This is a genomic window from Methanosarcina mazei S-6 (assembly GCF_000970205.1).
Lineage (GTDB): Archaea > Halobacteriota > Methanosarcinia > Methanosarcinales > Methanosarcinaceae > Methanosarcina > Methanosarcina mazei.
In genome coordinates this window covers 3,663,379-3,686,194 of record NZ_CP009512.1, presented here as the reverse complement: position 1 = coordinate 3,686,194, position 22,816 = coordinate 3,663,379, and the positions used below count along the sequence as shown (strand labels likewise).

Genomic DNA, 22,816 nt, shown 5'->3' with positions numbered 1-22,816 from the left:
ATGGCAAACAAAGAAGAAATAATTGCAAAAGCAAAAGACGCAATCACTGATTTTGATGATGAACTTGCAGCAGAAGTCGCAGCAGAAGCTCTCGCTGCAGGGATCGACCCGGTAGAACTCATTGAGAAAGGCTTTACTGCTGGTATGCAGGAAGTCGGCGAACAGTTCGAACAGGGTACCCTTTTCCTCCCTCACGTGCTTGCAGCCGCAGAAGCAATGAATGCAGGCATAGAGGTAATTAAGCCGGAAATGGAAAAGCGCAAGTCTCAGACCAAGAGCCTCGGAACCATTGTCATCGGGACCATCGAAGGCGATATCCACTCCATTGGAAAAGACATTGTTGCCTCCATGCTGAATATTGCAGGCTTTAAAGTTGTGGACCTCGGAAGAGATGTCCCGATAAAAACCTTCGTTGAAAAGGCAAAGGAAATCAAACCACAGATAATCGCATCCTCCGCCCTTATGACCACAACCATGGTCAACCAGATCCAGATCGAGGAACAGCTTAAAGAAGCAGGTATCCGCGGCCAGGTCAAGACCATGGTCGGTGGCGCCCCCGTTACTCAGGACTGGGCTGACAAGATCGGCGCAGACATCTATGGGGAAAGTGCCACAGATGTCGTCAGCAAGGTAAAAGCAGCCTTACTCTAAAGGCTCAATAAGCAGAAAATGCAGGAGATTTTGTCTAATGCATTTTCTGTTCAGCTTTATTTTGTACAGTTGCTGCGAAACCTGTAGTTGACGGCATAGGCAGGATCTGCACCCATTCATAATTCGCGGATCTGGTTATAGCTCACGGGAACCCAATAAGCATAGAAAAAGCTGTGCAGTACACCTGCTCAGCATCACTCTCTGGCGAATCTTAAGGCTTCTGAAAATTGTCTAAAAATGGGAAATTGATGCAATTTTCAGAGAGCCTGCTTACTCCAGTTAACCAGGATAAAATGAGGGAATAAATACAGTAATTATAAACTGTCTTTTAATATATGTACAGTTTTCATGAAACAATATCATCTGAATTTAATCGGAAAGTAACCATAATCCCCTGAGATATGAATGCCCGATAGAAGGTTCGCAAACTGTGCTTTCAGGCTGTAGAATAGGGTTGAGACGGACTCTTCCCTGAGGGAATTCTACAGTGACTCTGAAAAATGGAGGGATTTTCCGTGGATTTAAAAGCCTTAAAAAAACAGGAAAGTAAACGAAAAATCAGTAAAGGGTATATGTGGGCCCTTTTCTGTGCTGTATTCTGGGGAATCTGGTATCTCCCGGGAACTGTTGTCTGGGTGCTTAATCCGTTTGATGAAATGTACGGCGCTATTGCCGCAACAAACGGAGATGGCGTATCCCTGGTTGTAACTGCTGTGTTGATTACTGCTTTCAACGCGCTCACTGTCATGCTCGCACTTATGCTCTGGAACGGAGTGCTTGGCAAATATGGAGAACTCGGCAGAACTCTTAAAGAATTCCAACCCTGCTCCAAATGGTTCTTCCTTGCCTCAATATTCGGAGGTCCAATGGCAATTCTAGGTTCTTTCATTGCTATGGGCTTTATAGGTGGAGCATTTGCAGCTGTTGCCGGTCTTCTTTATCCTGTAGTGGGCTCTATTCTTGCTTATTACTGGTATGGAGAAAAGATTTCAAAGAGAGCAGCAATCGGTATCGCTGTCATTGTTCTCGGAGGAATCTCTATTTATGGTGGTGGACTCCTGACAGAGCTTTCTTCAGGTAACATCCAGTGGATAGGATACCTTGGAGGTTTAATGGCTGCAGCCGGCTGGGGAATTGAAGGCGCTATCGCAGGCAAAGGTCTGGATATAGCAGAACCGGACGCCGGCCTGACACTGCGTTTCCTTGGAGAGAACATCATCTGGTGGATCATTATTGTGCCGATTCTGGCAATCGTTGGCTTCCCAATGTACTCCTTTGCATTCCAGGCTTTTGAGCCTCTGACTCTGCTGGTCCTGGTCTTTGCGGGAATCACATTTGGTTTCTGTTACGTTACCTGGTACAAATCTTTCCCTCTAATAGGGGTTGGAAGAGGACAGGGTATAGGAAACTTATACGGGTTCTGTGCGATCATATTCATTTTCCTCTTCTTCGGGGAAGTTCCTCAGTGGACGATTCTTGTCGGAGGTGCCCTCTGTATTGCTGGCAGTTTCATTATGTTCACTGAAGATGCAAGCGCACTTGAAACTCTGAGAGGTGAATGAGATGGGAAACAGGCCTATTAAGTTCAGAATTCTGGAGCTTTTCCTGGATGGAAAAGAGTACTGGAACTACGAGATTGTCTCAAAGATCCAGGATGAGTACAATATGAACAGTGCATACGGAAGGGACAGCATCAACTTTGATATCATTGAACTTGCATCTGGAGGGATGCTGAAAGATATCGAGCAGAAAGTCGATGAGGCAGGAACTTACAAAAAAGGCTTCCTCCTGCACAAATATGTGATCACAGATTTCGGAAAAGTCCGAGGTTCCGACGCCTGCATGAGGTATGCATAATCTCAAGGAGGTTAGAAAATGGTACAAACAGCAGCAGCTCTTGAAGCTTACAACGCTTACTGGGCAAATTCTTTCATACCGGCTGGGGATATTATGTGGATGGTCTTTATCCTCATCCTGGCAGTGATTGCCCTGTGGCAGGCAAGGACTTTCGTGTCCAAATTCTGAACCAGGAATACAGCTTTCAGATCTAATACTAAAGCAATATAAGTGGAGAATAAAAATGGCAACCGAATATGCTTTAAGGATGGGAGACGGGAAACGGATCTTCCTTACTAAGGACAAGATCATAGAGGAGCTTGAGGCAGGAATGGCGAATGCCTCTGACCTCGGTGAAATTCCCGACCTCAGCGGCGATGAAATCGACAAGCTTGCAGAAATTTTGATGATGCCCGGCAAAGCCGTCAGTGTCGAGCAGGGCATGGAAGTCCCTGTCACACACGACATAGGCACATTAAGGCTTGACGGTGACCAGGGCAACAGCGGTGTTGGTATACCTTCCAGCCGTCTTGTCGGGTGCATGATGCACGAAAGGGCATTTGGCGCCGACACAATGGAACTGGGTCACATCGACTACAGCTACAAGCCTGTAAAGCCTGTCGTAGCAAACGAGTGCCAGGCAATGGAAGTCTGCCAGCAGAACATGATCATCCCTCTCTTTTACGGTGCAATGCCGAACATGGGGCTGTACTACACTCCTGACGGACCCTTCGAAAACCCCGGAGACCTCATGAAGGCTTTCAAGATCCAGGAAGCCTGGGACTCCATGGAACATGCAGCCGCGCACCTTACAAGGGACACGGTCTGGGTTATGCAGAAACTCTTTGCCTCGGGAGCAGACGGCGTTAACTTTGACACCACCGCTGCCGCAGGCGATGCTGACATGTACGGCACCCTCCATGCAATCGAAGCTCTTAGAAAGGAGTTCCCTGACATGTATATTGAAGCAGGCATGGCTGGCGAATGCGTACTTGGTATGCACGGTAACCTCCAGTATGACGGGGTTACACTTGCAGGGCTCTGGCCACACCAGCAGGCTCCTCTTATTGCAAAAGCAGGTGCAAACGTTTTCGGGCCTGTGTGCAACACCAACACAAGCAAGACCTCTCCATGGAACCTTGCACGCGCTGTCAACTTTATGAAAGCAGCAGTTCAGGCTTCTTCAATTCCCTGCCATGTTGACATGGGCATGGGCGTCGGCGGAATTCCCATGCTTGAGACTCCTCCGATTGATGCCGTTACAAGGGCAAGCAAGGCAATGGTCGAGATTGCAGGCGTAGACGGCATATAGATCGGGGTCGGCGACCCTCTGGGTATGCCGATCTCCCACATAATGGCCTCAGGCATGACAGGAATGAGAGCAGCAGGAGACCTTGTTGCAAGGATGCAGTTCTCAAAGAACATGAAGATTAAAGAGGCAAAGGAATACGTTGCAAAGAAGCTAAATGTAGAAACCATGGACCTGGCGGATGAATACGTTATGCGCGAACTCCGTGAGGAACTCGACATAGGCGTGATCACTTCAGTGCCTGGTGCTGCAAAGGGAATTGCCGCTAAAATGAATATCGAGAAACTACTCGATGTAAAGATAAATTCCTGCAATCTCTTCAGGAAACAGACCCGGTAAAGAATAGATCAATTAAAAACGCTCAGTAAAACGGTCAATTTAAAAACAGTTGATTAAAAAACGGTTGATTAAAAAACGGTTGATTAAAAAACGGTTGATTAAAAAACGGTTGATTAAAAAAATTCAAGAACAGACCTTTGAAGGAGTCCCAGGTATAACTTTTAGTTAAGGGTATATGCCTGCCTCCTTCATTAAAAAGCAGCAGGGAGAATGTGTGTAAGAATAGAGATAAACACAAAGGTCTTGAATAAAGATGATTTAATCGGCTGCATGTTTGAAAAATAATTTTCTGATTAATCATAGTGTATTTCTGCTGCTTTTTATTTTTTAGGCCTTATTGCGTTCAGGATCGAATCTCTTTTCTCCCTGTTTTTCAGGCTGGAATAAGCTATTCTTCTTGCTTTCAAACTGAATCGAACAGAAGCTCCCTGATACTTTTTTCTATATTGAGGAAGACCTCTTTTTATCTTTTATGTTTTACATATTTCATCTGGTAGCTTTTGACCTTGATGTTCAAGTCAGATCTAAATAGTAACACCTTTATATTTCTAAGACTAAAATTACCCTTAACACTAAATAAAATCACATAAGAGGCATTTACTGTGAGAAAATTACTATTTACAATAATAATTATCAGTATATTAGCAATCAGTGTTACTGGCTGTACGGACACGGAAGATGCATCATCCATTCCTGCTGATGAAGCAGAGCCCTCCGAGGAGGTATCTTCTGCAGATTCTGCAATCTCCCCTGAAAATGAAACTGCTGCCAGCGAGGATGTTATTACTCTGGATAGGGCAAAGGAAATCGCACTTGCTCATGCCGGACTTGAAGAAACTGATGTTACCTTTGTTAAATCATGGCTTGAAACCGATGACGGTAGACAGGAATATGAAATCGAGTTTTACCGTGGTAACACAGAATATGATTATGATATCGACGCGCTTACTGGAGACATTGTAAGCTATGACTCTGATGCGGAAAACTATTCGAGATCCGATAGCGCACAGTCAGCCGGCAATAATACTTATATCGGGGAAGAAAAAGCAAAGTCCATAGCACTTGCAAAAGTTTCAGGAGCAACGGAGTCTGATATCCGGCTTTATCTGGATTCTGAAGATGGAAAGCCAGTATATGAAGGTTCTATCCTTTTTAACAACACAGAATACGAATTTGAAATTGACGCCGTCACCGGAACAGTTCTTCAGTGGAACTATGAACCTGCAGATGACGATGATCGCTGAAAACGAAAAATTTCCAGGTGGAGTTAACTATTTTTTTCGGGCTGAGAACTTTTTATAAAGTTCTCTTTATTCCCTGTTTTATACACATGCTCTTTTTATCCCCTGTTTTTTAAATATGCTCTTTTTTGATTGATCTTCATATTTCAAACATTTTATTTTTTTGCAGTCATTTTCCTTTTTCTTCCATTAATCCACACTTTTTCCTTCATATCAGGATTTATTATATTATCGACTCTACGAAGGTTGTTTTCAGCAAAGTTGTTCTCCTTATTCTACTTTCTTACGGAGGTAATCGACTCAATACGATAAATTTATATATTTATACGTGCTTTTATTTATTGGTAAATCAAATTTACTTGATTTGCTTCAAAAGCGCCATTTTAAATCTCTGTAATTCTGCAGACTCCTGTGAAATTTGCCTTTGAACCTCCATTACTTTTTTTTCTTTTTTTCTTTTTTCCTGAACCATTTCTCTCTTGTTTTCCTTTCTCGTTCTTTCTTTTTTCACTTACTGTTTTTCCTGTTTCAGTATTACGGTGAGGTAAGGATCAGGCTGTGAAGGGTTTTTCATTTTTCCAGCCCAAAGTTTATTAGTCGACACGATAATTATGCAGGAAACCTCCTGTAGATATATGCATGAACAGATCCTGATTTTTGTTTTCATACCTGACTCTACAGCTATCAAATTCTGGTGATAAATATGGCTGACACAATTCACTGGGCAGACGTCATAGCCGAAGACGTGCTAAATAAGAGTGGCAAACACCTTGTAGCCACTGGAATTACTCCCTCAGGGCATATCCATATAGGCAATATGAGAGAGGTAGTGACTGCCGATGCTGCTTATCGGGCTCTTCTTGACAGAGGCGCAGATGCCCGCTTTATCTATATTGCTGACAATTTCGATCCCCTGCGTAAGGTTTATCCTTTCCTTCCGGAGAGTTATGCCGAACATGTTGGAAAACCCATTTCTGAGGTTCCATGCCCCTGCGGGGAGTGTGCAAACTATTCCGAGCACTTCCTGAAACCCTTCCTTGAAGCTCTAAGGCGCCTGGGCATCAACCCTGAGGTTTACAGGGCGGACGAAATGTACAGGGCAGGAATGTATACAGAAGCGATAAAGACAGCCCTTGTAAAAAGAAATGAAATTGCAAAGATCCTTGAAGAGGTCTCAGGCAAAACCGTAGCAGAAGAATGGAGCCCCTTCAACCCGCGCTGTAACGAATGCGGAAAAATAACCACCACGAAGGTTACAGGCTTTGACCCGGATGCCGAAACCGTGGACTATGTCTGTGCCTGCGGGCACTCGGGTACAGTCCCTATGGCAGGAGGGGGAAAGCTCACCTGGAGAGTGGACTGGCCTGCCCGCTGGGCTGTACTTGGAGTAACTGTCGAGCCTTTTGGAAAAGACCATGCTTCAAGAGGTGGCTCTTATGACACAGGAAAGAGGATCGTCCGGGAAATCTACGGGCACGAACCTCCTTTCCCCATAGTCTACGAATGGATTATGCTGGGGAAGCAGGGGGCAATGTCTTCTTCTACAGGTGTGGTTGTCTCGATTTCTGATATGCTCGAAGTAGTGCCTCCTGAAGTCCTGCGCTACCTTATCATCCGTACCAAGCCTGAAAAGCATATCCAGTTCGACCCCGCACAGCCTCTTCTTACCATAGTTGATGAATATGAACGCTTAAGGGAAAAGTTCAGGGATAATGATCCTTCCATGGGGGAGTTTGAAAAGAGGATTTACGAGCTTTCCAGGGCTACCGGCATCTGCCACCCGGAAATTCCTTTCAAGCAGATGGTGACTATTTTCCAGGTTGCCAGAGGAAATTTCGAGCAGATTCTCCAGATTGTGAAGCGTTCAGGCTTTTCAACTGAAGATGAAAAATGTATCCGGGAACTTGTGGACAACGTCTCAAAATGGCTCGAGCTTTATGCCCCTCCGTTCGCGAAATTTAGCGTAAAGGAAAATGTGCCCGTGCAGGTAGCAACCCTTTCCGAACTCCAGAAAGCCTTCCTCGGGGCATTTGCAGACCTTATTGAGTCAAAAGGCAAAATCAGTGGAGAAGAATATCATATGCTGGTTTATTCTGCAAAAGAAAAAGGTTCCGAGCTTAACAGGCTGATTGCAGAAAAATTGAATGTGCCTGCTCCTCAGGTAGATCCCAAAGATCTTTTCAAAGCGATTTACACCTCAATTCTCGGGCAGAGCTCGGGACCTAAAGCTGGCTGGTTCCTTTCTTCCTTTGAAGAGGACTTCCTGATAAACAGATTCAGGGAAGCTTCTACTTACAGCCCTGAGAAGCGCGAATGAAAACAGGGCAGGCGAATATGGAAACCGTGGATATGGGAGTAGAAAACTCAGGCATACAGGACATAAAGATTACAGATAAATCAACAGGGGAACTTGCAGGCTCTTCTAAAGAACACTTCCTTGCCTGGGATAAAGAGTACCTTCACCTTAAATGGGGAGGTCCTGCATCTATCCGAAATTTACATGCCTTCCTTTTTCCGGGGGCAAGAGTGCTTGATGCGGGTTCAGGGAACGGAAGGTACCTTGGAGAGCTTTCGAGGAATTTTATTGCGGTAGGGGTTGATGTATCTTTAACCGCTCTCTACAGCTCCCGCTTACAGCTCGAAAGAAACGAAAGATTTGCAGAGCACATTGGAGCAAGTGTGCATGACCTCCCTTTCAATTCCGGGTCATTTGAGGGGATAATCTGTTATGGGGTACTCCAGCACCTGTTTAATGAAGAAAGGAGGGCTGCTGTCAGGGAATTCTTCCGCATCCTCTGCCCCGGAGGCTTCGTTTTTTTTGAAGGTTTTGGCTGTGAGGATATGCGATGTGGAGGGGAGCCCTCAATCCCTTTTGAAGAAAAAACTTTTTCTCGGCAAAACGGTATAATTTATCATTATTTTACTGAAAAAGAGGTAAGGGAACTTTTCTACGGGTTTGAAACTATTGAGCTGGAAAATTTAATAAAAGATAAAACTTTCAGGGGGAAATCATATCAGCGTCATATGATCAGAGGAGTTTTTCGGAAACATTGATCTGCCCCCGATTTTTTCTGAATTTTTTCATATAAAGGCTATTTTTAGATAATTGAGCACGATTATTACAAGTGCTCCGAAAATTCCTCCAATTGCACAGACAAGGACTGCCACCCATGTAATTGCGATCTCAAGTCCCAGCAAAAACTTTACTACTATCAGGGATAAGATTCCGAGTACTGCATTTATCGCAAGGCTGGTGGCAGTTTTGAGAACTTTATATAGCAAAAATGCCGCTACAGCTGCCAGAATTAATACTGAGATTTCGGTAATACCAACTACCATAGATTATACATAGTGTTCAAATTATTTATATTTATCATTGAGTTTTATGACACAGTCAGGGCTTTTAAAAAAATTGTGCCAGAAGTACTTGAAAATGCCATCCGATCTCTTTTATTTGATGAACATAATGTATTTTATGGCGCATTTTTCTTCAGAGAGCCCGGATAAAATCAATAATAATCTCTTTAAGTGCCTCCTTATCTGGATAGGACCGGACTTCCATCAGAGTATCAGGGTTCCCCAGCACCATTGATGAAACTGCCACATCTGGCATGTGAAGGCAGAGTACGGGAATTTTTCGGACAAGCGCCCTGCATATTTCATACCCAACGCCAGTGGACGGCACAGTTACCTCTGCAATCAGTGCATCACTTTTTTCAAGCAAACCGAGGTCTCTGGCATAAATCTCCTGCTCAGTCATTTTTGATTCTGTTTTTTCCAGTTCCGGGTCTGCAACATGCCAGCTGAGCACTTCCGCACCTGCTTCTTCAAGAGCATCATATATGAACCTGTATGTTTCAAGCAGCTGTCTTCCTCCCCTTATGGATCCCGAAAGGAAGATACTTTTTTTACCCTGTCCCGAAGGTATTATTTTTTCCATTTCTTCACACCTCTCACAGGATTCCTTACTGTACACCTCTGAAATAGTGTCCTGTGGTAAAACCCTTTCCGAGGCCTTCACATTTTTCCTTTGTCTTTTCTCCTGACTTATAATATGCGTCAACGGCTTTTCTGTATTTTTCCGTAATTTTTCTGACCTCTTCTGCGCTCCCATCCATCCCCAGGGTTTCTATCCTCAGGCTTGAAATCCCGCTTTCTATAAGCGCAGGAACATATTCGAGCATGCAGAGAGACCTTGAGTTTAGGAGATGAGTCCTGCACTGGTAGTCCATGAGAAGGGGAAACTCGTAGTTCTTCTCATCCACAAGCTTAAAATTTCCTGAGCGGCAGGGAGCGCTGCACTGCCCTTTATTTCCCCCGAGCAGCCCGCCGGCGATGCAGTGTTCAGATTCCATCAGTTCGAGGCGGCCGTGCACAATGCATTCCGCAGGCCCTTTAGAAGCCACCTCTTTTATCTCTTCAAGTGTCAGTTCGGGAGAAAGGACTGCCATTTTTGCCCTATTTTCCAGAAGTAGAGCAAAAGTGTAACCATTATAAATATTCAGAGAACTGTCTGCGACGCATGGGACCCCTTTTTCTTTTGCGAGGCTGAATGTCCCAAGGTTTGAAACAATAACCCCGTCGGCTCCGAACTTTTCTGCACGGGAGAGAAGCTCTTCTACTGTTTTTATTTCAGAGTCCTTCACTATTTTTGGAGTAGTGAAGTATATTTTTCTGCCTGCATCTCTGGTTTTCAGGACAGAGCTTTCAAAAATTAAATCAAGGTCAGTTCCGGAAATCCCTTCTTTACTGAAGCTTTTCTCTTTTTCGGCTGTTTCTGGTTTCCTGAAAAGCCCTTCTCCGAAGTAAACGCAGTCTGCTCCGCCTTCAAGAGCCCCTTCAAGCTCTTCCAGGGAATATACGGAAACCGAAATTAAGGGTCTTTCTGAAGGTTTCTGCGATTTCGTTCTATCCTTCTCTCCTCTCTCCTCCAATCCTCCTGTCGTCTCCGGTTTCTTTATTTCTGCTGCCTTTTTTTCTCCGGGTGCAGAGAGAGGAAATATTTCAAGTGTCTCCCGTTTCCATTTTGATATTCTCAGTTTTTCAAGCTGAGAAACTGCCTGTGTCCTGAGGTCATTCAACTGCCCTACGGGAATGAAAATATCCTCTTCCGTATTTACTTCCAGTTCGGCTGCCTCAAAAAGAGTGTTCCCAAGCTTTGTGAGTTGTTTTTCAATCTGTGCTTTTGAGGTTGGAGATTTCTCTGCCTTCTCGACAAGATACCCGGACTCAACTACCACGAAATTTGAATCTCTGTCCATCACTTCGAGTCTGGCAGGTTTACCCTGAACGATGGTTGCTTTGAGGGAGATATGGATCTTTGGCCTCAGGGACCCTGATTCGCTTTCTTTTTTGAGGGAGTCCATAAGCTTCTTGTCGTGTGTCCTGTAAACTGTGCTCCCTGACGGCGCCCTTGAGTCAAAAGGAATTTCTACGACTTCGCCTCTTTCTGCGCTGTATACAGGGCCTTTTTCAGTATACATCGAGGATATGATTTTTCCTTTATCTTCAGGTCGGGTCTCTGCGTTTTCGACCATTATTCCGTCCCCCAGGCGGAGGGAGTTTGAGAGTTTTACGCGGAGATGTTTTGTGCGCCTGTCATAACTGATAACTCTGCCGGCAGGAATTCCGCGGTTATGCGGGTTTTCCCGGCTCATGAGTTTTCCTCGCGGGTTCTCAAAAAAGTAGCCTGAGGTAAATCCGCGGTTAAATAATTGAGTAAGAGTCTCCTGTTCCTCTTCGGAAACTGAATATCCGGCAGGGTCTTTCAGGTATCTGTCAATCAGGCGGCGGTAGATCCTGACAACTCCTGCAACGTATTCCGGCCTTTTCATCCTGCCTTCTATTTTGAAAGACTCTATCCCTGATTCTATAAGAGGCCCAAGGGCTGTAGCCGTGTTAAGGTCTTTAGGGCTCAAAAGATAGCTGCCTGTAGTTTTTACCTGCTTCCCGTTACAGTAAAGCCTGTACTTTTTGCGGCACGGCTGGGCACAGTATCCTCTGTTTCCGCTTCTTCCTCCTATCAGGCTGCTAAGGAGGCACTGCCCTGAATATGAAATACAGAGAGCTCCGTGTATGAATACCTCGATCTCGACGTCATTTCTTTCTTTTACCGTTTTTATGTCTTCAAGCGAAACTTCCCGTGAAAGCACAATTCTTTCGATTCCCAGACCCTTTATAAACCCCGCACCTACACTGTTGTGCAGGGTCATCTGAGTACTCGCATGGAGTGGAAGGTCAGGGAGGTATTTTCTGGAAAGGGAAATGAGCCCGAGGTCCTGAATGATTATCGCGTCTACCCCCATTTCTCTCAGGCGGGAGAGCAGCATAAGGGCGCTTTCTATTTCCCCTTCCTTGAGCAGGGTATTTACTGTTACGTATACCTTCACGCCTCTGAGGTGGGCGTAATCAATAGCATTTTCAATCTCCTCTTCTGAGAAATTGGATGCATATCCTCGGGCGCTAAAAGCCCTGGCTCCAAGGTATACAGCATCGGCTCCGTTTTCTACGGCTGCCATCAGAGCTTCCATGCCGCCGGCTGGAGCCAGCAGTTCAGGTTTTGCAGGCTTCATCAGATGGGATAACTGAGTATGCTCTTTATTAAACTTTGGCATCCTTTCTTTTTCAGGAATACCTGAGCGGTAACTGTTTAATCTGAGAAATTGTTTAATTTGAGGAGTTATTTAGTGTGAGGAATTGTTTAACTGGCAGGCAATCCAACTAGATTTAAAAACTAAATTTAATTACAAATTATCCTCATGTCTGGAAGGTATAATATGAATATAATACTGGGAGCAACAGGACAGGTCGGCTCAATGCTCGTTGATAACCTTTTAGATAAAGGTCAGCCAGTAAGAGCTGTTGTTCGAGATGGTCTTAAAGCACAGGGCCTGAAAAATAAGGGTGTTGAGGTTAAGATTGCGGATTATTTAGATGTAGAAGCCTTAAAAAAGGCTTTTCAGGGTGGAAGTTCAGTTTTTCTATTAACGCCTGAAAATCCTGAATCTGAGAATTTTATAAACGAGATTCAAAGGATTATAAGCAATTACAGAGAAGCTGTTTTATCATCCGGGATTTCTAAAATTGTTGGCTTATCTTCCATGGGCGCACAGCACAAATCCGGGACAGGCAATCTGATGGCATCTTATATGCTTGAACATGCATTTTCCGATCTTGAAATTGAACAGGTCTTTGTCCGGCCTGCTTATTATTTCAGCAACTGGCTCGGATACCTGGAACTGGTCAGAGAATATGGAATACTGCCGACTTTTTTTCCACCTGAACTGGAGCTGCCTATGATTGCCCCTCCAGATGTTGCTGGTTTTTTATCTGACGTAATGACCTGCAAAACTCAGCAGGAAAGAATATATGAAATCTCCGGGCCCCATGATTATAGTTCTTCAGATATCGCCAAAATATTTGGAGATGTATTAAATAAAAATTTAACTTTACAGCAGGTGTTGCCTGAAGAATGGGAAAATACACTGATACAGGCAGGATTCTCAAAAGATGGGGCAAGGAATCTTATGCTTATGACAAAAGCAGTTATTGACGGAAAAACTAAAAACGAAACAACCAATCGGCTCCGTTTTTCCACAAATTTTAAAAACTATCTGCAAAGCGTCATATTAAATATGTCGTGAACTACCACTCAGCTAAAGACTGGGGTGGCTTCCTGAGTCATCCCTTCTCCCATTGGAGGCAAGTCGTGCAGGCTCTAGCCCCTCGTTCCGAAGGTGAAACAGATATGAGCGTGAGGTTGTACTTGAGATGCTTACAGCTACCGTCTTTCCACGGCTTAATCCCAATCCCTTCAGGATGATTCTTGCCCTGTTATCCAACTCCCCGATGTTCAAACGTTACCTCGCTTGGTTTTCGCTTTGAAATTCAGCAACGTTCTTAGGAACTGTGAGGTTGTGGTGACAGCAAAATCTAATATTAAAAAAGTTTTGAAGATACTTAATAACTTACAGAATATATAACGGTTAACAGTTTGGAAGTTGACGCTTATATCCCACGAAGCTAAAGACTTCGGGGTTTTACGCTTTTTCCTATAAAAATCGTCATATAAAAATCCATTTCTGGTTATTAATTTCCATTTCTGGTTATTAATTCCATTTCTGGTTATTGTAAATAATGAGAATTCAGGCAGGTTAGAAGAGTTTTTTATTTGCTCTGCCAGAAACATTAAATTTATAACTGATGGTTGTGGCAGAGCAAATATAACAAAAGGGGTTATTGAGTGAAGTGTTGCTGGACAAAGTCCGGACGAATTTCCTTCGGTTTATGCTTTTGGTCCTATTATCCAGGTCACAATTCTGTTGCTTTTCTTATCCTTCGATGTCTCACATAGTATTTTTCCATCATGCATATGGGATTCACAGGAATAGCTGACTTTGTCCTGCTTTCCTATGTATTTGAAATGTATCTTGAAATATCCCTCCGAGCACCCTATGCCGTATTTAATCCATCCTTCGATATCTGCTCCGCCTTCACAGCTTCCTTCACATGCGATGAGCTCGAAACTTTTTTCCTCATAAGACCCGACATTTTCCGGAGCCGCGTAGCCTTTCTTATATTTCCCTTTTTCAATCTTCTGAGCCTGAAGCACAAAGTTCTCCTCGGTATTATTCAGGATCTTCAGCTGCAAACCTTCAAGAGCTTCCATATTTTGTGTTTCTGACATCTTCTATTACCCCGATAAATAAAGAATTCCGTTAAATTCCAGATAAGAGATTGCCTCTAATAAATAAAAAAGTATCTCAAAAAATATGAGAGTTAATATAATAATGGAAGAAAAATAGTGTCCAGGCAAAAGTTTGAAAGATTGGAAACCCTGAAAAAATTAAAGCATAAAAAGAATTACTGAAAATACAGGCAAAGCCTGAAAATTAAGGGTTTTGAATATGAGCTTCCATTAAATTTAATAAATATCCCTGAATATTCCTGTACTCTGTAATCAGTCAGTACAGATGCAGGGCTTTTTCCCACAGGTGGGGCAGACTCCAGGATACTTTTTAAGGAATGCCCTTTCAAGGTCTACTCCGTAAAGGTTGGCAAGAGCACCTATCCAGGCAAAGCAGTCTGCAAGTTCTTCTTCTATGTTTTCGGGCTCTTCCCTGCGAATAGCTTCGGCAAGTTCTCCCACTTCTTCAACCAGCCAGAGCATTGTAGCCTTTCCGCCCCTCCTTATGTCATTGTGGGCATAGAGTTCATACATAAGCTTTTGAAACTCGGAAATTTCCATAACTTTATCACCTTTTCCGGTATTTTCTGCCAATCTTTTGTTCGGCTGACCCTTTTAAGGCATTAAATGATAGGATCGGACAAAATTCCTGTCTGGAAATCTCCATTCTGGATAAGTCTGCCAGGCCGAAATCTGTTCGGATAGATCCTAAAAATTCTGTTTTTCGGATTTCAGAGCCTGACAGGGATTTTTCTCTCCTTGAGGAACTCTTTTACTTCCTGTATCGAATATTCCCCGAAGTGGAAGATACTTGCTGCAAGGGCGGCATCGGCTTTTCCATCCGAAAAGCCTTCATAGATGTGCTGGGGGTTTCCCACTCCTCCGGAGGCGATAATCGGGATATCAAGTTCTTCTGAGAGTTTTCTTGTGATAGGGATGTCATACCCTGCACAGGTTCCGTCCCTGTCCATACTTGTGAGCAGGATTTCCCCTGAACCCAGCTCCTCTGCTCTTTTTGCCCACTGGACTGCATCAATACCCGTGTTTTTCCTGCCTCCGTAAATTACCACTTCATACCAGGCAGGTGTCCCGTCTTCCAGCTCCAGAATGGTCTTATCTGGATTGTCCTTTACATTGGTATTTCGCTTGCAGTCAATGGCAGTAACAATGCACTGGGCTCCGAATATGTCGGAAGATTCTTTGATAAATTCAGGATTTTTAACTGCTGATGTATTAACAGAAACCTTATCAGCACCTGCTCTGAGGATCTGGCGGATAGCTTCAATCGAGCTGATGCCGCCCCCCACTGTAAGGGGGATGAATACCTCGTCTGCAGTCCTTTCTATTACATCGATCATGGTTTCCCTGCCGTGAGCTGAAGCTGTGATGTCCAGAAAAACAAGCTCGTCTGCACCGTCTTCATTATAACGCTTGGCGAGCTCCACAGGGTCTCCGGCTTCTTTCAGGTCCACAAACTCCACGCCCTTGACGACACAGCCGCCTGCTCTGTCAAGGGTTACATCAAGGCATGGTATGATTCTTTTGGTGAGCATCTAAGGGATAATGAAATTAACTGTTATTAAAAGCTTATTGAAATTAAACAGGCAGAAATCCGGAAAGGGTCAGGCTGCTTACGGGGCAGAAATTGCTGAAAAACAGGTTTCTTCGAAAAGGCGGGATTGTTTGAAAAAACAGGATCGAATAAAGGTTTTTGGCAAAGATGAACCCGCCGTGATTTCTGCAAAAAAACCGGATTTAACCAGGTGTCCTTGTCAAGATATTCTCTTAGCCGAAAATGTTTATCACGCGTGCGCCTTCAAGTCTGGACATCTCTATCTCTGAACATTCCAGCACTCTCTTCCGTATTCTTATCGGGGCTCCCACCCTGAGCGCAAGTGCAATGCAGTCGCTTGGTCGTGCATCAAACTGCATTATGCTGTTATCTTTTTTTACCAGAAGGCGGGCATAATATACTTTATCCACCTTATCGTCAATTAACACGCCTTCAATTTTTATGTCCAGGCGATCGAAAATATTGACCATAAGGTCATGCGCCATGGGGCGAGGAGGAGAAATGTTTTTAAGTACGTTCCCTATTGAAAGGGCTTCCAGATGACCTATATATATAGGAAGCATTTCTCCTTTCAGGTTCTCAAGAAGCACAACAGGGGTAGGGTCACTGAACACATCGACTATATAGACATCTTTTACATGAATTTCTTCAAAATCCTCGTATATATCGATGTCCATATCAAGTAGTTAATTTCACACTTATTAATAATTTATTAATTCTTTTCAGATTATTAAAGAAGAATCTTTGAGTTTTATTTTATACTTTTTAATTCCGGTTCTCTCTCTCTCAAATCCTTCGAAAGCCATGTTTGCCAATCATAGGCACAAAGATAACGTCGCCTTTTTTCTTCCTGTATATCTTGCCTGTGCTGTCTTTTTTAACCCTGATTAGCTCCTGGGAATAGCTCCCCACAGGGATTACCATTATACCCCCGGGCTTCAATTGTTCCAGGAGAGTTTCAGGGATATTGGGAGCTGCGCATGTTACAGCTATCCTGTCATAGGGGGCATATCCGGGATAACCCATTGACCCATTCTCAAGTAAAACTGTAACATTTTTATACCCTGCTTCTTTCAGGTTCTTCTTTGCAAAATTTGCAAGAGGTTCTACCCGCTCCACAGTGTAAATATGCCCGGTTTTTCCTACAAGCTCTGACATCACTGCAGCATTATATCCTGAACCTGCTCCAATTTCCAGAACTTTATGCCCTTCAGCCAGCTCCAGGATTTCACACATCATAGCAACCATGTGGGGGGCAGATATTGTTTGCCCATGGCCTATTTCAAGAGGCATGTCTACATAAGCTGCCCTTTGCTCATATTCCGGAACAAACCTGTGCCTTGGGACACGGAGCATGGCCTGGAGCACTTTTTCGTCTATTACGAAACCTTCAAGACCTTCTACAAGGAGCTTGCGGAGCTTCTCACATTCTTTTTCTTTTTCTCTTTTTCTTTTATCCTCACCAAGGTCCTTTTCTGAAACTGCGTTGACCAGAACTATCCCCCTTCTTTCTGGCAAAAATCCTTTTCACATATTTTGCAAGTACAGCGTCACCTTTTCTGGATCTGAAATTCCCGTCTCTAATCTTTATCTTGGTAATGAAAAGACGGGTATTTCCAGCTCTTTCCTCTGCTCCCACGACAAATTCATAGTCTCCGGGAACACGTTTCTCAATTACTTCTGTTTTTTCAGTTCCTTCCTGTGCAGAAAACTTTACAGTCACCTCATCGATGGCTCTTCCCCATATTGTTTCGGTGTTTTCTGCCCTGGCTACTTTGACCCTTTTTCCTCCTGCATCCAGGGCTGTAATCAGGATAGGGCATACCATTCCTGTTTCTTCGTCATCCACAACCAGTTCTTCATCTACCTGGAGAACGGTTTCAGAATCCAGTTCGGTTCTGTAGGTGTTTGAAGTATCCTTCTTGCTAACTATAACCTTCAAACTGACTGATTTTGGGGTTTTTATCTTCGCTGCATGTACCTGTCCGCATTCCAGACATCGGACAAGCGGGCTCTGCCCTTCTTTAAGAACTTCATGCCCGACTTCTTCTTCCGGGGAACATGTGGGGCATTCGACTTCAATTTCTCTCATCATAGTCTAATCAATAGATGGATTCAAAATACTAAATACTTAACTTCTCCGGTGATGTTTTAAAGAATGTGTTCTGAAGGGCGATGGGAAGAAAAAAAGTTTCAGGGAGGTAAAGGTAAGAGTAAAAGCAGAGTTTTGCAAAAATAGATCTCTATAAATTGTAGTCCATAAATTGTAGTTCATAAATTGCAGTCTATAAACTGTGGTTGCCTGTTTAAAAATCAGCTTTCATCAACTACTTCCAAATATTCGGAAGCAGTGGAAGTTCCAGCTGTGGATGTAATATTTTCAAAGGACATCGGGTGTTTTTGCCTTATTTTTCTTCTCTTTGCGAATGTAATTTCATTCAGAGGTCTTGCCCAGATTGTATCGAGTTCCTCGGCAAGGGCAGAAGGCACCCTTCTGACTCCAATCTGAAGCGAAGTTATAACAAATGGGCTTCCGTAACCGGTTTTCACTTTATCCAGAATTATTTCTTCATCTTCTCGCAGAAGTTCTCCGGCGTTCAACTTTACCCAGTGCGTGAAAGGATGTTCTATCCTGTTTACGAAGACCCTTACGCTTATTTTTTCAGGGACTTTTAACCCTGAGACAATGTAAACAAGCCCGCACTCAAGGCAGTGCACCAGTGGGCTTATCCCAAATTTTATCAGTTCATGCGGGACTTTTTCCTCAGGTGAGCATGAGGGGCATTCTATTTTGATATGCTATGTCATGGCAGGTCTCATTTTTAATTATTCTTATTATACTTAATAGTTTCGTAAAGCTTTTTATATATGCTTTAGGAATACTGCTTCCTCTTTCCTAGTGCCTCGCTCGATATCAAAAGTTTTATTATATTGAAATGCGTAGTTTTCTATCTCATAATTGAGACGCATCTCAAAATTAAGGTAACATGGGTGCCGACAGTGCCGGACATTGAATACCTGAAGAAACTTGCCCTTATAGGGGCAGTAAATAAAACTGTTAAAGTCTCTTCGAGTGAGTTTCACAAGCATACGGGAGACAGTTCCAAAACCGCAGCTCGAAAGTTAAAACAGCTTGAGAAAGAGCGGTTGATCGAAAGAGAACTGGTGCCCGGTGGCCAGTTGATAAAAATGACAGAAAAAGGGATTGAAATCCTGAAGAACGAATACGTCGAATACAGCAGGATCTTTTCTTCAGAGCCCGATACTCTGGAGCTTGAAGGAAACGTCCTCAAAGGTCTTGGTGAAGGTCAGTATTATATAAATATCCCGGGGTACAGGACTCAATTTGAAGAAAAACTGCACTTCATCCCCTTCCCCGGAACCCTTAACGTGCAGCTCTCGGAAAACAGTTCAGCTCTCAGGAACAGGCTTCGAGAAATGCCTTCTGTCCGGATAGACGGTTTTAATGATGGAGAACGCACTTTCGGGGGTGGAAATTGTTATCCTGTCAGAGTAGAGGGCATAGATGCTGCTGTTGTAGTCCCTGACAGGACTCATTACCCTTCGGATTTAATTGAGATTATTGCACCGGTAAAACTCAGGGATGCCCTGAAATTGAAAGATGGAGACAGAGTTGTGACACAGCTGAAAAAGCAGGGTATGGAGGGACAGAAATGAGCGAGAACATGGCCTATGAATGTCTGAAATATAGCAATGAAAATATTAACAGGGCTCTGGAAGCCCTGCGTGCCGGAAAAATGATCCAGATCTATGACTCGGATTCAAGAGAAGGAGAAACAGATCTTGTAATTCCTGCGAAAGCTGTCACTTATACTGATGTGAAATGGATGCGGAAAGATGCCGGTGGTCTTATCTGCGTGGCAGTGGACCCGGTGGCGTCAAAACAGCTTAAATTGCCGTTCATGGCAGACCTTGTAAGGGAAGCCAGCAAGACCAGCGACTCCCTTGGGGAAGTTGTTGAAAAAGACGGAGACCTCAAATACGATGCCCATTCCTCTTTCTCTCTCTGGGTCAACCACAGGGACACAAGGACAGGCATTCCTGACATTGAAAGAGCCCTTACAATCAGGAAAATAGGTGAGATCACAGAAGAATCCCTTTCAGGAAACGGGGTCCGTTTTGGAAACGAGTTCAGGACTCCAGGGCACGTTGCTCTCCTCAGGGCTGCCGAAGGGCTCCTTGATGAGCGCATGGGCCAGACAGAACTTTCGGTTGCACTTGCCCGTATGGCAGGAATAACCCCTGCGATGGTTGTCTGTGAAATGCTGGACGATGACAGCGGGAAAGCCCTTTCAAAAGAAAAATCAAAAGAATACGGAAAAGAACACGGGCTTGTCTTCCTCGAAGGGCGGGAAATAGTTGAAGCTTATTTGCTCTGGGCAGGTACAGATTGCTGAAAATCTTCCCTGTTTCTCATTTTTTTCTTTTTGATTCGTTATCTTTTCCAATTCTTTTTTTAAACTTCTCTATCCTTCTCAATTCTTTTTTCAAATTCTTAATCCTTTTCAATCCTTTCTTAAAACTCTGAATCCTTTTCAATCCTTTCTTAAACTCTCATTTCTCTTCTTTACAGGTATCTTCTTTAAAAGCGCCTTCCGTTTATGAAAAAACTAAAAAATAAAAGGCAGTCAACCTGTTTTTCTGCCTCTTAGTAATTCTCAATTTTAATGTAGCAGAATATTATAATATAAATCAACACAAGTAGTATAGAATATATAGCATCATTCTGACTTACATTATTTGATTTATCGCTTTCTGTCCTGTTATTTTGAGGTCTGGATTCAGGAGGTGCTGTCCGGCGATACAGAGGTTTAAAAAAGTCCAGAGAATTCTTTTGATTGTACTCTTCCTGAACCTTGCAGTAGCTTTTGCTAAGATTATTTACGGGACTTTAACCAGCACCCTCAGCATGACCGCCGACGGCTACCATTCACTTTTCGACGGGGTATCCAATATTGTGGGACTTGTGGGAAGCTTTATTGCAGCACGCCCCCCCGATAAAGAGCACCCTTACGGGCACCAGAAATATGAAACCATAGCCTCTATTTTTATCGCCCTTCTCCTTCTTTACGTGGGAGTTGAGATTTTCAGGCATGCGCTTGACAGGTTCCTCATCCGGAGTGTACCTGAGGTAACAGCTATAAGTTTTCTTGTGATAATCGGCACAATGTGCATTAATTACCTGGTCACCCGCTACGAATACAGGCAGGGTTTAGCCCTGAGGAGCCAGGTTCTTATTGCGGACTCCCTGCATACAAAAAGCGACATTTATGTCTCCCTGTCAGTGATATTAAGCCTGGCTGCCGTAAAGCTTGGTTTTCCCCTTCTTGACCCTCTAATCGCTGTTCTTATATCTTTTCTTATTTTCAGGGCAGGGTTCAGGATCATGAAGGAAAGTTCAAAGGTACTTCTTGACATGTCCAGGCTTGAAGAAGACGAGATCTGTAACCTTGTTCTGGGAGTAGAAGGAGTTCTGGGCTGCCATAAGATCAGGACTCGCGGAGGCATGGGCGATATACGGATAGATATGCATGTGCTTGTGCAGGCTGACCTTACTCTTGAAGAAGCGCACCTTATTTCCCACAGGGTAAGCAAAATGCTGAAAGCCGAATATAATGATGTTACTGATGTGGTTGTGCACCTTGAACCTGCCTTACCCCAAGGATCATATAGCAAAAAAACCACTTAAGATGCATGGCTGGAAACGTTTTCGGGCAGATGTTTCGAATCACGACCTGGGGGGAGTCCCACGGCAGGGCTGTCGGAGTTGTTGTTGACGGGCTGCCCGCAGGGCTTCCTTTTTCCGAAGCCGACATCCAGAAAGAGCTGGACAGGCGGCGTCCGGGACAGAGCGAGGTCTCCACACCTCGAAGCGAGGCTGACAGTGTGGAAATACTCTCCGGAATTTTCGAGGGCAAGAGCACGGGGACTCCCATCTCCATGCTTGTCTGGAACTCGGATGCCAGGTCTTCTTCTTATGATGCCATTAAAAATACTCCCCGCCCGGGACATGCTGATTTTACCTACATTGCCCGCTACGGAATTCGGGACCACCGCGGAGGAGGCAGGTCTTCAGCTCGCGAAACTATAGGAAGGGTTGCAGGCGGTGCCCTTGCAAAGCTTTTACTTTCCCATTACGGAATCCGGATTGTTGGACACGTTCTCGAACTCGGCGGGATCCGGGCAAAATCACTCTCTTTTGAAGAAATCCTTGAAAATGTTGAAAGAACTCCTGTTCGCTGCGCAGACCCCGAAGCTGCAAAGAAAATGCTTGAAAAGGTTTCAGCCCTCCGGCAGGAAGGAGACAGCGCGGGCGGAATTGTCGAGGTAATGGTGAAAGGAGTCCCCGCAGGTCTCGGAGAACCCGTTTTTGACAGGCTTGATGCAGACCTTGCAAAAGCTCTTATGAGCATTCCCGCAGTCAAAGGCTTTGAAATCGGAGCCGGGTTTGAGGCTGCCCGTATGCGCGGAAGTGAAATGAACGATTCCTTCCTCATGGAAGACGGAAAAGTTACCTGTTCGAGCAATAACGCAGGCGGCATCCTCGGAGGGATTTCCTCGGGCCTGGACATCGTCTGCCGTGTAGCAGTAAAGCCCACCCCTTCCATAAGTAAACTTCAGCAAACGGTTGATCTCACAACCCGGGAAAATGCCGAAATAGCGATTAAAGGACGGCATGACCCCACGATTCCTCCGCGCATGGTGCCGGTTGCAGAAGCCATGGTTGCCCTCGTGCTTGCCGACCATATGCTCAGAAGCGGCTTTATCAATCCCAGGACCCTGTTAGGGTGAAGAAATAAGCATAATTTAGCTTGTATCCTCCGGTTTGCTTCGATAATAAACACTCCAAACCACAAATCATCTTTCTTAGCATGAAAGTACTTCCGGATACTTTCATTTTTTCGGCTTGTTATTCCAGGAATGTCATGAGCGTTTTTTAGCCTGTTATCCAAAAGACCTTATTTACTTTTTTTATCCGTGGAAATCAACTGCAGCAACTGCTACTCTATAAACTCTCTGTCAATGATATTAAATAATCAGGGATATAAAGGATACTATCTTCCCAAAAAGCATAAAAGAGCATGAAAAAATGTTAGTTTTATAGTATGGATAGAAAATTTATATAGAGTTTGCTAGAAGTGAATTATGGAGTTCTAATA

Annotated in this window: 23 protein-coding genes and 1 pseudogene; 13 read left to right on the top strand and 11 right to left on the bottom strand. The window is 44.1% G+C overall.

The genetic code is table 11. From position 1 onward, the window contains the following. The 6 genes and pseudogenes from MSMAS_RS15855 (at position 1) to MSMAS_RS15830 (ending at position 5,379) form a co-directional block, all read left to right on the top strand. Positions 1-651, top strand: a complete 651-nt coding sequence (locus MSMAS_RS15855) for a cobalamin B12-binding domain-containing protein (RefSeq protein ID WP_048036796.1) — start codon at positions 1-3, stop codon at positions 649-651. A 500-nt stretch (positions 652-1,151) separates the two neighbouring features. Beyond that, the gene (locus MSMAS_RS15850; protein WP_011033633.1) at positions 1,152-2,213 is read left to right on the top strand and encodes a DMT family transporter; all 1,062 of its coding nucleotides are present in this window, start codon (positions 1,152-1,154) and stop codon (positions 2,211-2,213) included. Position 2,214: 1 nt separating this feature from the next. Then, entirely contained in the window at positions 2,215-2,508 is a 294-nt protein-coding gene (locus tag MSMAS_RS15845) for a hypothetical protein (protein ID WP_011033634.1), read from the top strand. Positions 2,509-2,526: 18 nt separating this feature from the next. After that, positions 2,527-2,676 (top strand): hypothetical protein, encoded by a 150-nt coding sequence (locus tag MSMAS_RS19315; RefSeq protein ID WP_015412019.1) that lies wholly within the window; start codon positions 2,527-2,529, stop codon positions 2,674-2,676. 55 nt (positions 2,677-2,731) lie between these two features. Beyond that, a pseudogene (gene mtbB, locus MSMAS_RS15840) lies at positions 2,732-4,135 on the top strand ([dimethylamine--corrinoid protein] Co-methyltransferase). Positions 4,136-4,737: 602 nt separating this feature from the next. Next, positions 4,738-5,379, top strand: a complete 642-nt coding sequence (locus MSMAS_RS15830) for a PepSY domain-containing protein (RefSeq protein ID WP_011033637.1) — start codon at positions 4,738-4,740, stop codon at positions 5,377-5,379. A 352-nt stretch (positions 5,380-5,731) separates the two neighbouring features. Here the strand turns inward: MSMAS_RS15830 and MSMAS_RS19075 are convergent, their stop codons facing one another. Continuing rightward, a complete protein-coding gene (locus MSMAS_RS19075) occupies positions 5,732-5,887 on the bottom strand; it encodes a hypothetical protein (RefSeq protein WP_015412022.1) in 156 nt (51 codons plus the stop codon). A 192-nt stretch (positions 5,888-6,079) separates the two neighbouring features. Between MSMAS_RS19075 and lysS the strand changes: the two genes are divergently transcribed. Then, the gene (gene lysS / locus MSMAS_RS15825; RefSeq protein WP_015412023.1) at positions 6,080-7,693 is read left to right on the top strand and encodes a lysine--tRNA ligase; all 1,614 of its coding nucleotides are present in this window, start codon (positions 6,080-6,082) and stop codon (positions 7,691-7,693) included. Next, entirely contained in the window at positions 7,690-8,430 is a 741-nt protein-coding gene (locus MSMAS_RS15820) for a class I SAM-dependent methyltransferase (RefSeq protein WP_015412024.1), read from the top strand. Before lysS ends, MSMAS_RS15820 begins: the two co-directional genes overlap by 4 nt. Before the next feature lie 27 nt (positions 8,431-8,457). On the opposite strand, the gene MSMAS_RS15815 is transcribed toward MSMAS_RS15820, so the two are convergent. The 3 genes from MSMAS_RS15815 to MSMAS_RS15805 form a co-directional block, all read right to left on the bottom strand. Continuing rightward, positions 8,458-8,715 (bottom strand): pro-sigmaK processing inhibitor BofA family protein, encoded by a 258-nt coding sequence (locus tag MSMAS_RS15815; protein ID WP_015412025.1) that lies wholly within the window; start codon positions 8,713-8,715, stop codon positions 8,458-8,460. 151 nt (positions 8,716-8,866) lie between these two features. After that, positions 8,867-9,316, bottom strand: a complete 450-nt coding sequence (locus MSMAS_RS15810; RefSeq protein ID WP_015412026.1) for a nucleoside 2-deoxyribosyltransferase — start codon at positions 9,314-9,316, stop codon at positions 8,867-8,869. A 25-nt stretch (positions 9,317-9,341) separates the two neighbouring features. Then, positions 9,342-11,948: a DUF3656 domain-containing U32 family peptidase gene (locus MSMAS_RS15805; RefSeq protein WP_048047027.1), complete on the bottom strand. Its 2,607-nt coding sequence runs from the start codon at positions 11,946-11,948 to the stop codon at positions 9,342-9,344. 204 nt (positions 11,949-12,152) lie between these two features. Between MSMAS_RS15805 and MSMAS_RS15800 the strand changes: the two genes are divergently transcribed. After that, positions 12,153-13,019 (top strand): NmrA family NAD(P)-binding protein, encoded by an 867-nt coding sequence (locus MSMAS_RS15800; protein ID WP_048046795.1) that lies wholly within the window; start codon positions 12,153-12,155, stop codon positions 13,017-13,019. A gap of 641 nt (positions 13,020-13,660) precedes the next feature. On the opposite strand, the gene MSMAS_RS15790 is transcribed toward MSMAS_RS15800, so the two are convergent. From MSMAS_RS15790 to nrpA, 7 genes are all read right to left on the bottom strand, one after another. Continuing rightward, positions 13,661-14,062 (bottom strand): hypothetical protein, encoded by a 402-nt coding sequence (locus tag MSMAS_RS15790; RefSeq protein ID WP_011033644.1) that lies wholly within the window; start codon positions 14,060-14,062, stop codon positions 13,661-13,663. Between the two features lie 273 nt (positions 14,063-14,335). After that, positions 14,336-14,623, bottom strand: a complete 288-nt coding sequence (locus MSMAS_RS15785; protein WP_011033645.1) for a MazG nucleotide pyrophosphohydrolase domain-containing protein — start codon at positions 14,621-14,623, stop codon at positions 14,336-14,338. 170 nt (positions 14,624-14,793) lie between these two features. Continuing rightward, entirely contained in the window at positions 14,794-15,615 is an 822-nt protein-coding gene (hisF, locus tag MSMAS_RS15780; protein WP_011033646.1) for an imidazole glycerol phosphate synthase subunit HisF, read from the bottom strand. 232 nt (positions 15,616-15,847) lie between these two features. Then, positions 15,848-16,312: a bifunctional nuclease family protein gene (locus MSMAS_RS15775; RefSeq protein ID WP_011033647.1), complete on the bottom strand. Its 465-nt coding sequence runs from the start codon at positions 16,310-16,312 to the stop codon at positions 15,848-15,850. A 109-nt stretch (positions 16,313-16,421) separates the two neighbouring features. Next, positions 16,422-17,153 (bottom strand): protein-L-isoaspartate O-methyltransferase, encoded by a 732-nt coding sequence (locus MSMAS_RS15770; RefSeq protein WP_011033648.1) that lies wholly within the window; start codon positions 17,151-17,153, stop codon positions 16,422-16,424. Continuing rightward, positions 17,095-17,730 carry an HVO_0476 family zinc finger protein gene (locus MSMAS_RS15765; RefSeq protein WP_011033649.1) on the bottom strand — a complete coding sequence of 212 codons (636 nt, stop codon included), beginning with the start codon at positions 17,728-17,730 and terminating at the stop codon, positions 17,095-17,097. Before MSMAS_RS15765 ends, MSMAS_RS15770 begins: the two co-directional genes overlap by 59 nt. A gap of 218 nt (positions 17,731-17,948) precedes the next feature. Next, positions 17,949-18,431, bottom strand: a complete 483-nt coding sequence (gene nrpA / locus MSMAS_RS15760) for a transcriptional regulator NrpA (RefSeq protein ID WP_319424394.1) — start codon at positions 18,429-18,431, stop codon at positions 17,949-17,951. Positions 18,432-18,635: 204 nt separating this feature from the next. On the opposite strand from nrpA, the gene MSMAS_RS15755 reads away from it, so the two are divergent. The 4 genes from MSMAS_RS15755 to aroC all read left to right on the top strand — a co-directional run bounded on the left by MSMAS_RS15755 (position 18,636) and on the right by aroC (position 22,448). Then, positions 18,636-19,313 (top strand): winged helix-turn-helix domain-containing protein/riboflavin kinase, encoded by a 678-nt coding sequence (locus tag MSMAS_RS15755; RefSeq protein WP_011033651.1) that lies wholly within the window; start codon positions 18,636-18,638, stop codon positions 19,311-19,313. After that, positions 19,310-20,053, top strand: coding sequence for a 3,4-dihydroxy-2-butanone-4-phosphate synthase (gene ribB, locus MSMAS_RS15750; RefSeq protein WP_011033652.1), 744 nt, complete (start codon positions 19,310-19,312; stop codon positions 20,051-20,053). The genes MSMAS_RS15755 and ribB overlap by 4 nt, the downstream gene beginning before the upstream one ends. Positions 20,054-20,424: 371 nt before the next feature. Further along, positions 20,425-21,345 carry a cation diffusion facilitator family transporter gene (locus MSMAS_RS15745; RefSeq protein WP_011033653.1) on the top strand — a complete coding sequence of 307 codons (921 nt, stop codon included), beginning with the start codon at positions 20,425-20,427 and terminating at the stop codon, positions 21,343-21,345. Between the two features lie 5 nt (positions 21,346-21,350). Continuing rightward, a complete protein-coding gene (gene aroC, locus MSMAS_RS15740; protein ID WP_048038102.1) occupies positions 21,351-22,448 on the top strand; it encodes a chorismate synthase in 1,098 nt (365 codons plus the stop codon). Positions 22,449-22,816 lie beyond the last annotated feature (368 nt).

Excerpts from the sequence above, each read along its gene's own strand:
- MSMAS_RS15855 (WP_048036796.1), top strand. The coding sequence starts at position 1 with ATGGCAAACAAAGAAGAAATAATTGCAAAAGCAAAAGACGCAATCACT.
- MSMAS_RS15850 (WP_011033633.1), top strand. The coding sequence starts at position 1,152 with ATGGAGGGATTTTCCGTGGATTTAAAAGCCTTAAAAAAACAGGAAAGT.
- MSMAS_RS15845 (WP_011033634.1), top strand. The coding sequence starts at position 2,215 with ATGGGAAACAGGCCTATTAAGTTCAGAATTCTGGAGCTTTTCCTGGAT.
- MSMAS_RS19315 (WP_015412019.1), top strand. The coding sequence starts at position 2,527 with ATGGTACAAACAGCAGCAGCTCTTGAAGCTTACAACGCTTACTGGGCA.
- lysS (WP_015412023.1), top strand. The coding sequence starts at position 6,080 with ATGGCTGACACAATTCACTGGGCAGACGTCATAGCCGAAGACGTGCTA.
- MSMAS_RS15820 (WP_015412024.1), top strand. The coding sequence starts at position 7,690 with ATGAAAACAGGGCAGGCGAATATGGAAACCGTGGATATGGGAGTAGAA.
- MSMAS_RS15815 (WP_015412025.1), bottom strand. The coding sequence starts at position 8,715 with ATGGTAGTTGGTATTACCGAAATCTCAGTATTAATTCTGGCAGCTGTA.
- MSMAS_RS15810 (WP_015412026.1), bottom strand. The coding sequence starts at position 9,316 with ATGGAAAAAATAATACCTTCGGGACAGGGTAAAAAAAGTATCTTCCTT.
- MSMAS_RS15805 (WP_048047027.1), bottom strand. The coding sequence starts at position 11,948 with ATGAAGCCTGCAAAACCTGAACTGCTGGCTCCAGCCGGCGGCATGGAA.
- MSMAS_RS15800 (WP_048046795.1), top strand. The coding sequence starts at position 12,153 with ATGAATATAATACTGGGAGCAACAGGACAGGTCGGCTCAATGCTCGTT.
- MSMAS_RS15790 (WP_011033644.1), bottom strand. The coding sequence starts at position 14,062 with ATGTCAGAAACACAAAATATGGAAGCTCTTGAAGGTTTGCAGCTGAAG.
- MSMAS_RS15785 (WP_011033645.1), bottom strand. The coding sequence starts at position 14,623 with ATGGAAATTTCCGAGTTTCAAAAGCTTATGTATGAACTCTATGCCCAC.
- hisF (WP_011033646.1), bottom strand. The coding sequence starts at position 15,615 with ATGCTCACCAAAAGAATCATACCATGCCTTGATGTAACCCTTGACAGA.
- MSMAS_RS15775 (WP_011033647.1), bottom strand. The coding sequence starts at position 16,312 with ATGGACATCGATATATACGAGGATTTTGAAGAAATTCATGTAAAAGAT.
- MSMAS_RS15765 (WP_011033649.1), bottom strand. The coding sequence starts at position 17,730 with ATGATGAGAGAAATTGAAGTCGAATGCCCCACATGTTCCCCGGAAGAA.
- ribB (WP_011033652.1), top strand. The coding sequence starts at position 19,310 with ATGAGCGAGAACATGGCCTATGAATGTCTGAAATATAGCAATGAAAAT.
- aroC (WP_048038102.1), top strand. The coding sequence starts at position 21,351 with ATGGCTGGAAACGTTTTCGGGCAGATGTTTCGAATCACGACCTGGGGG.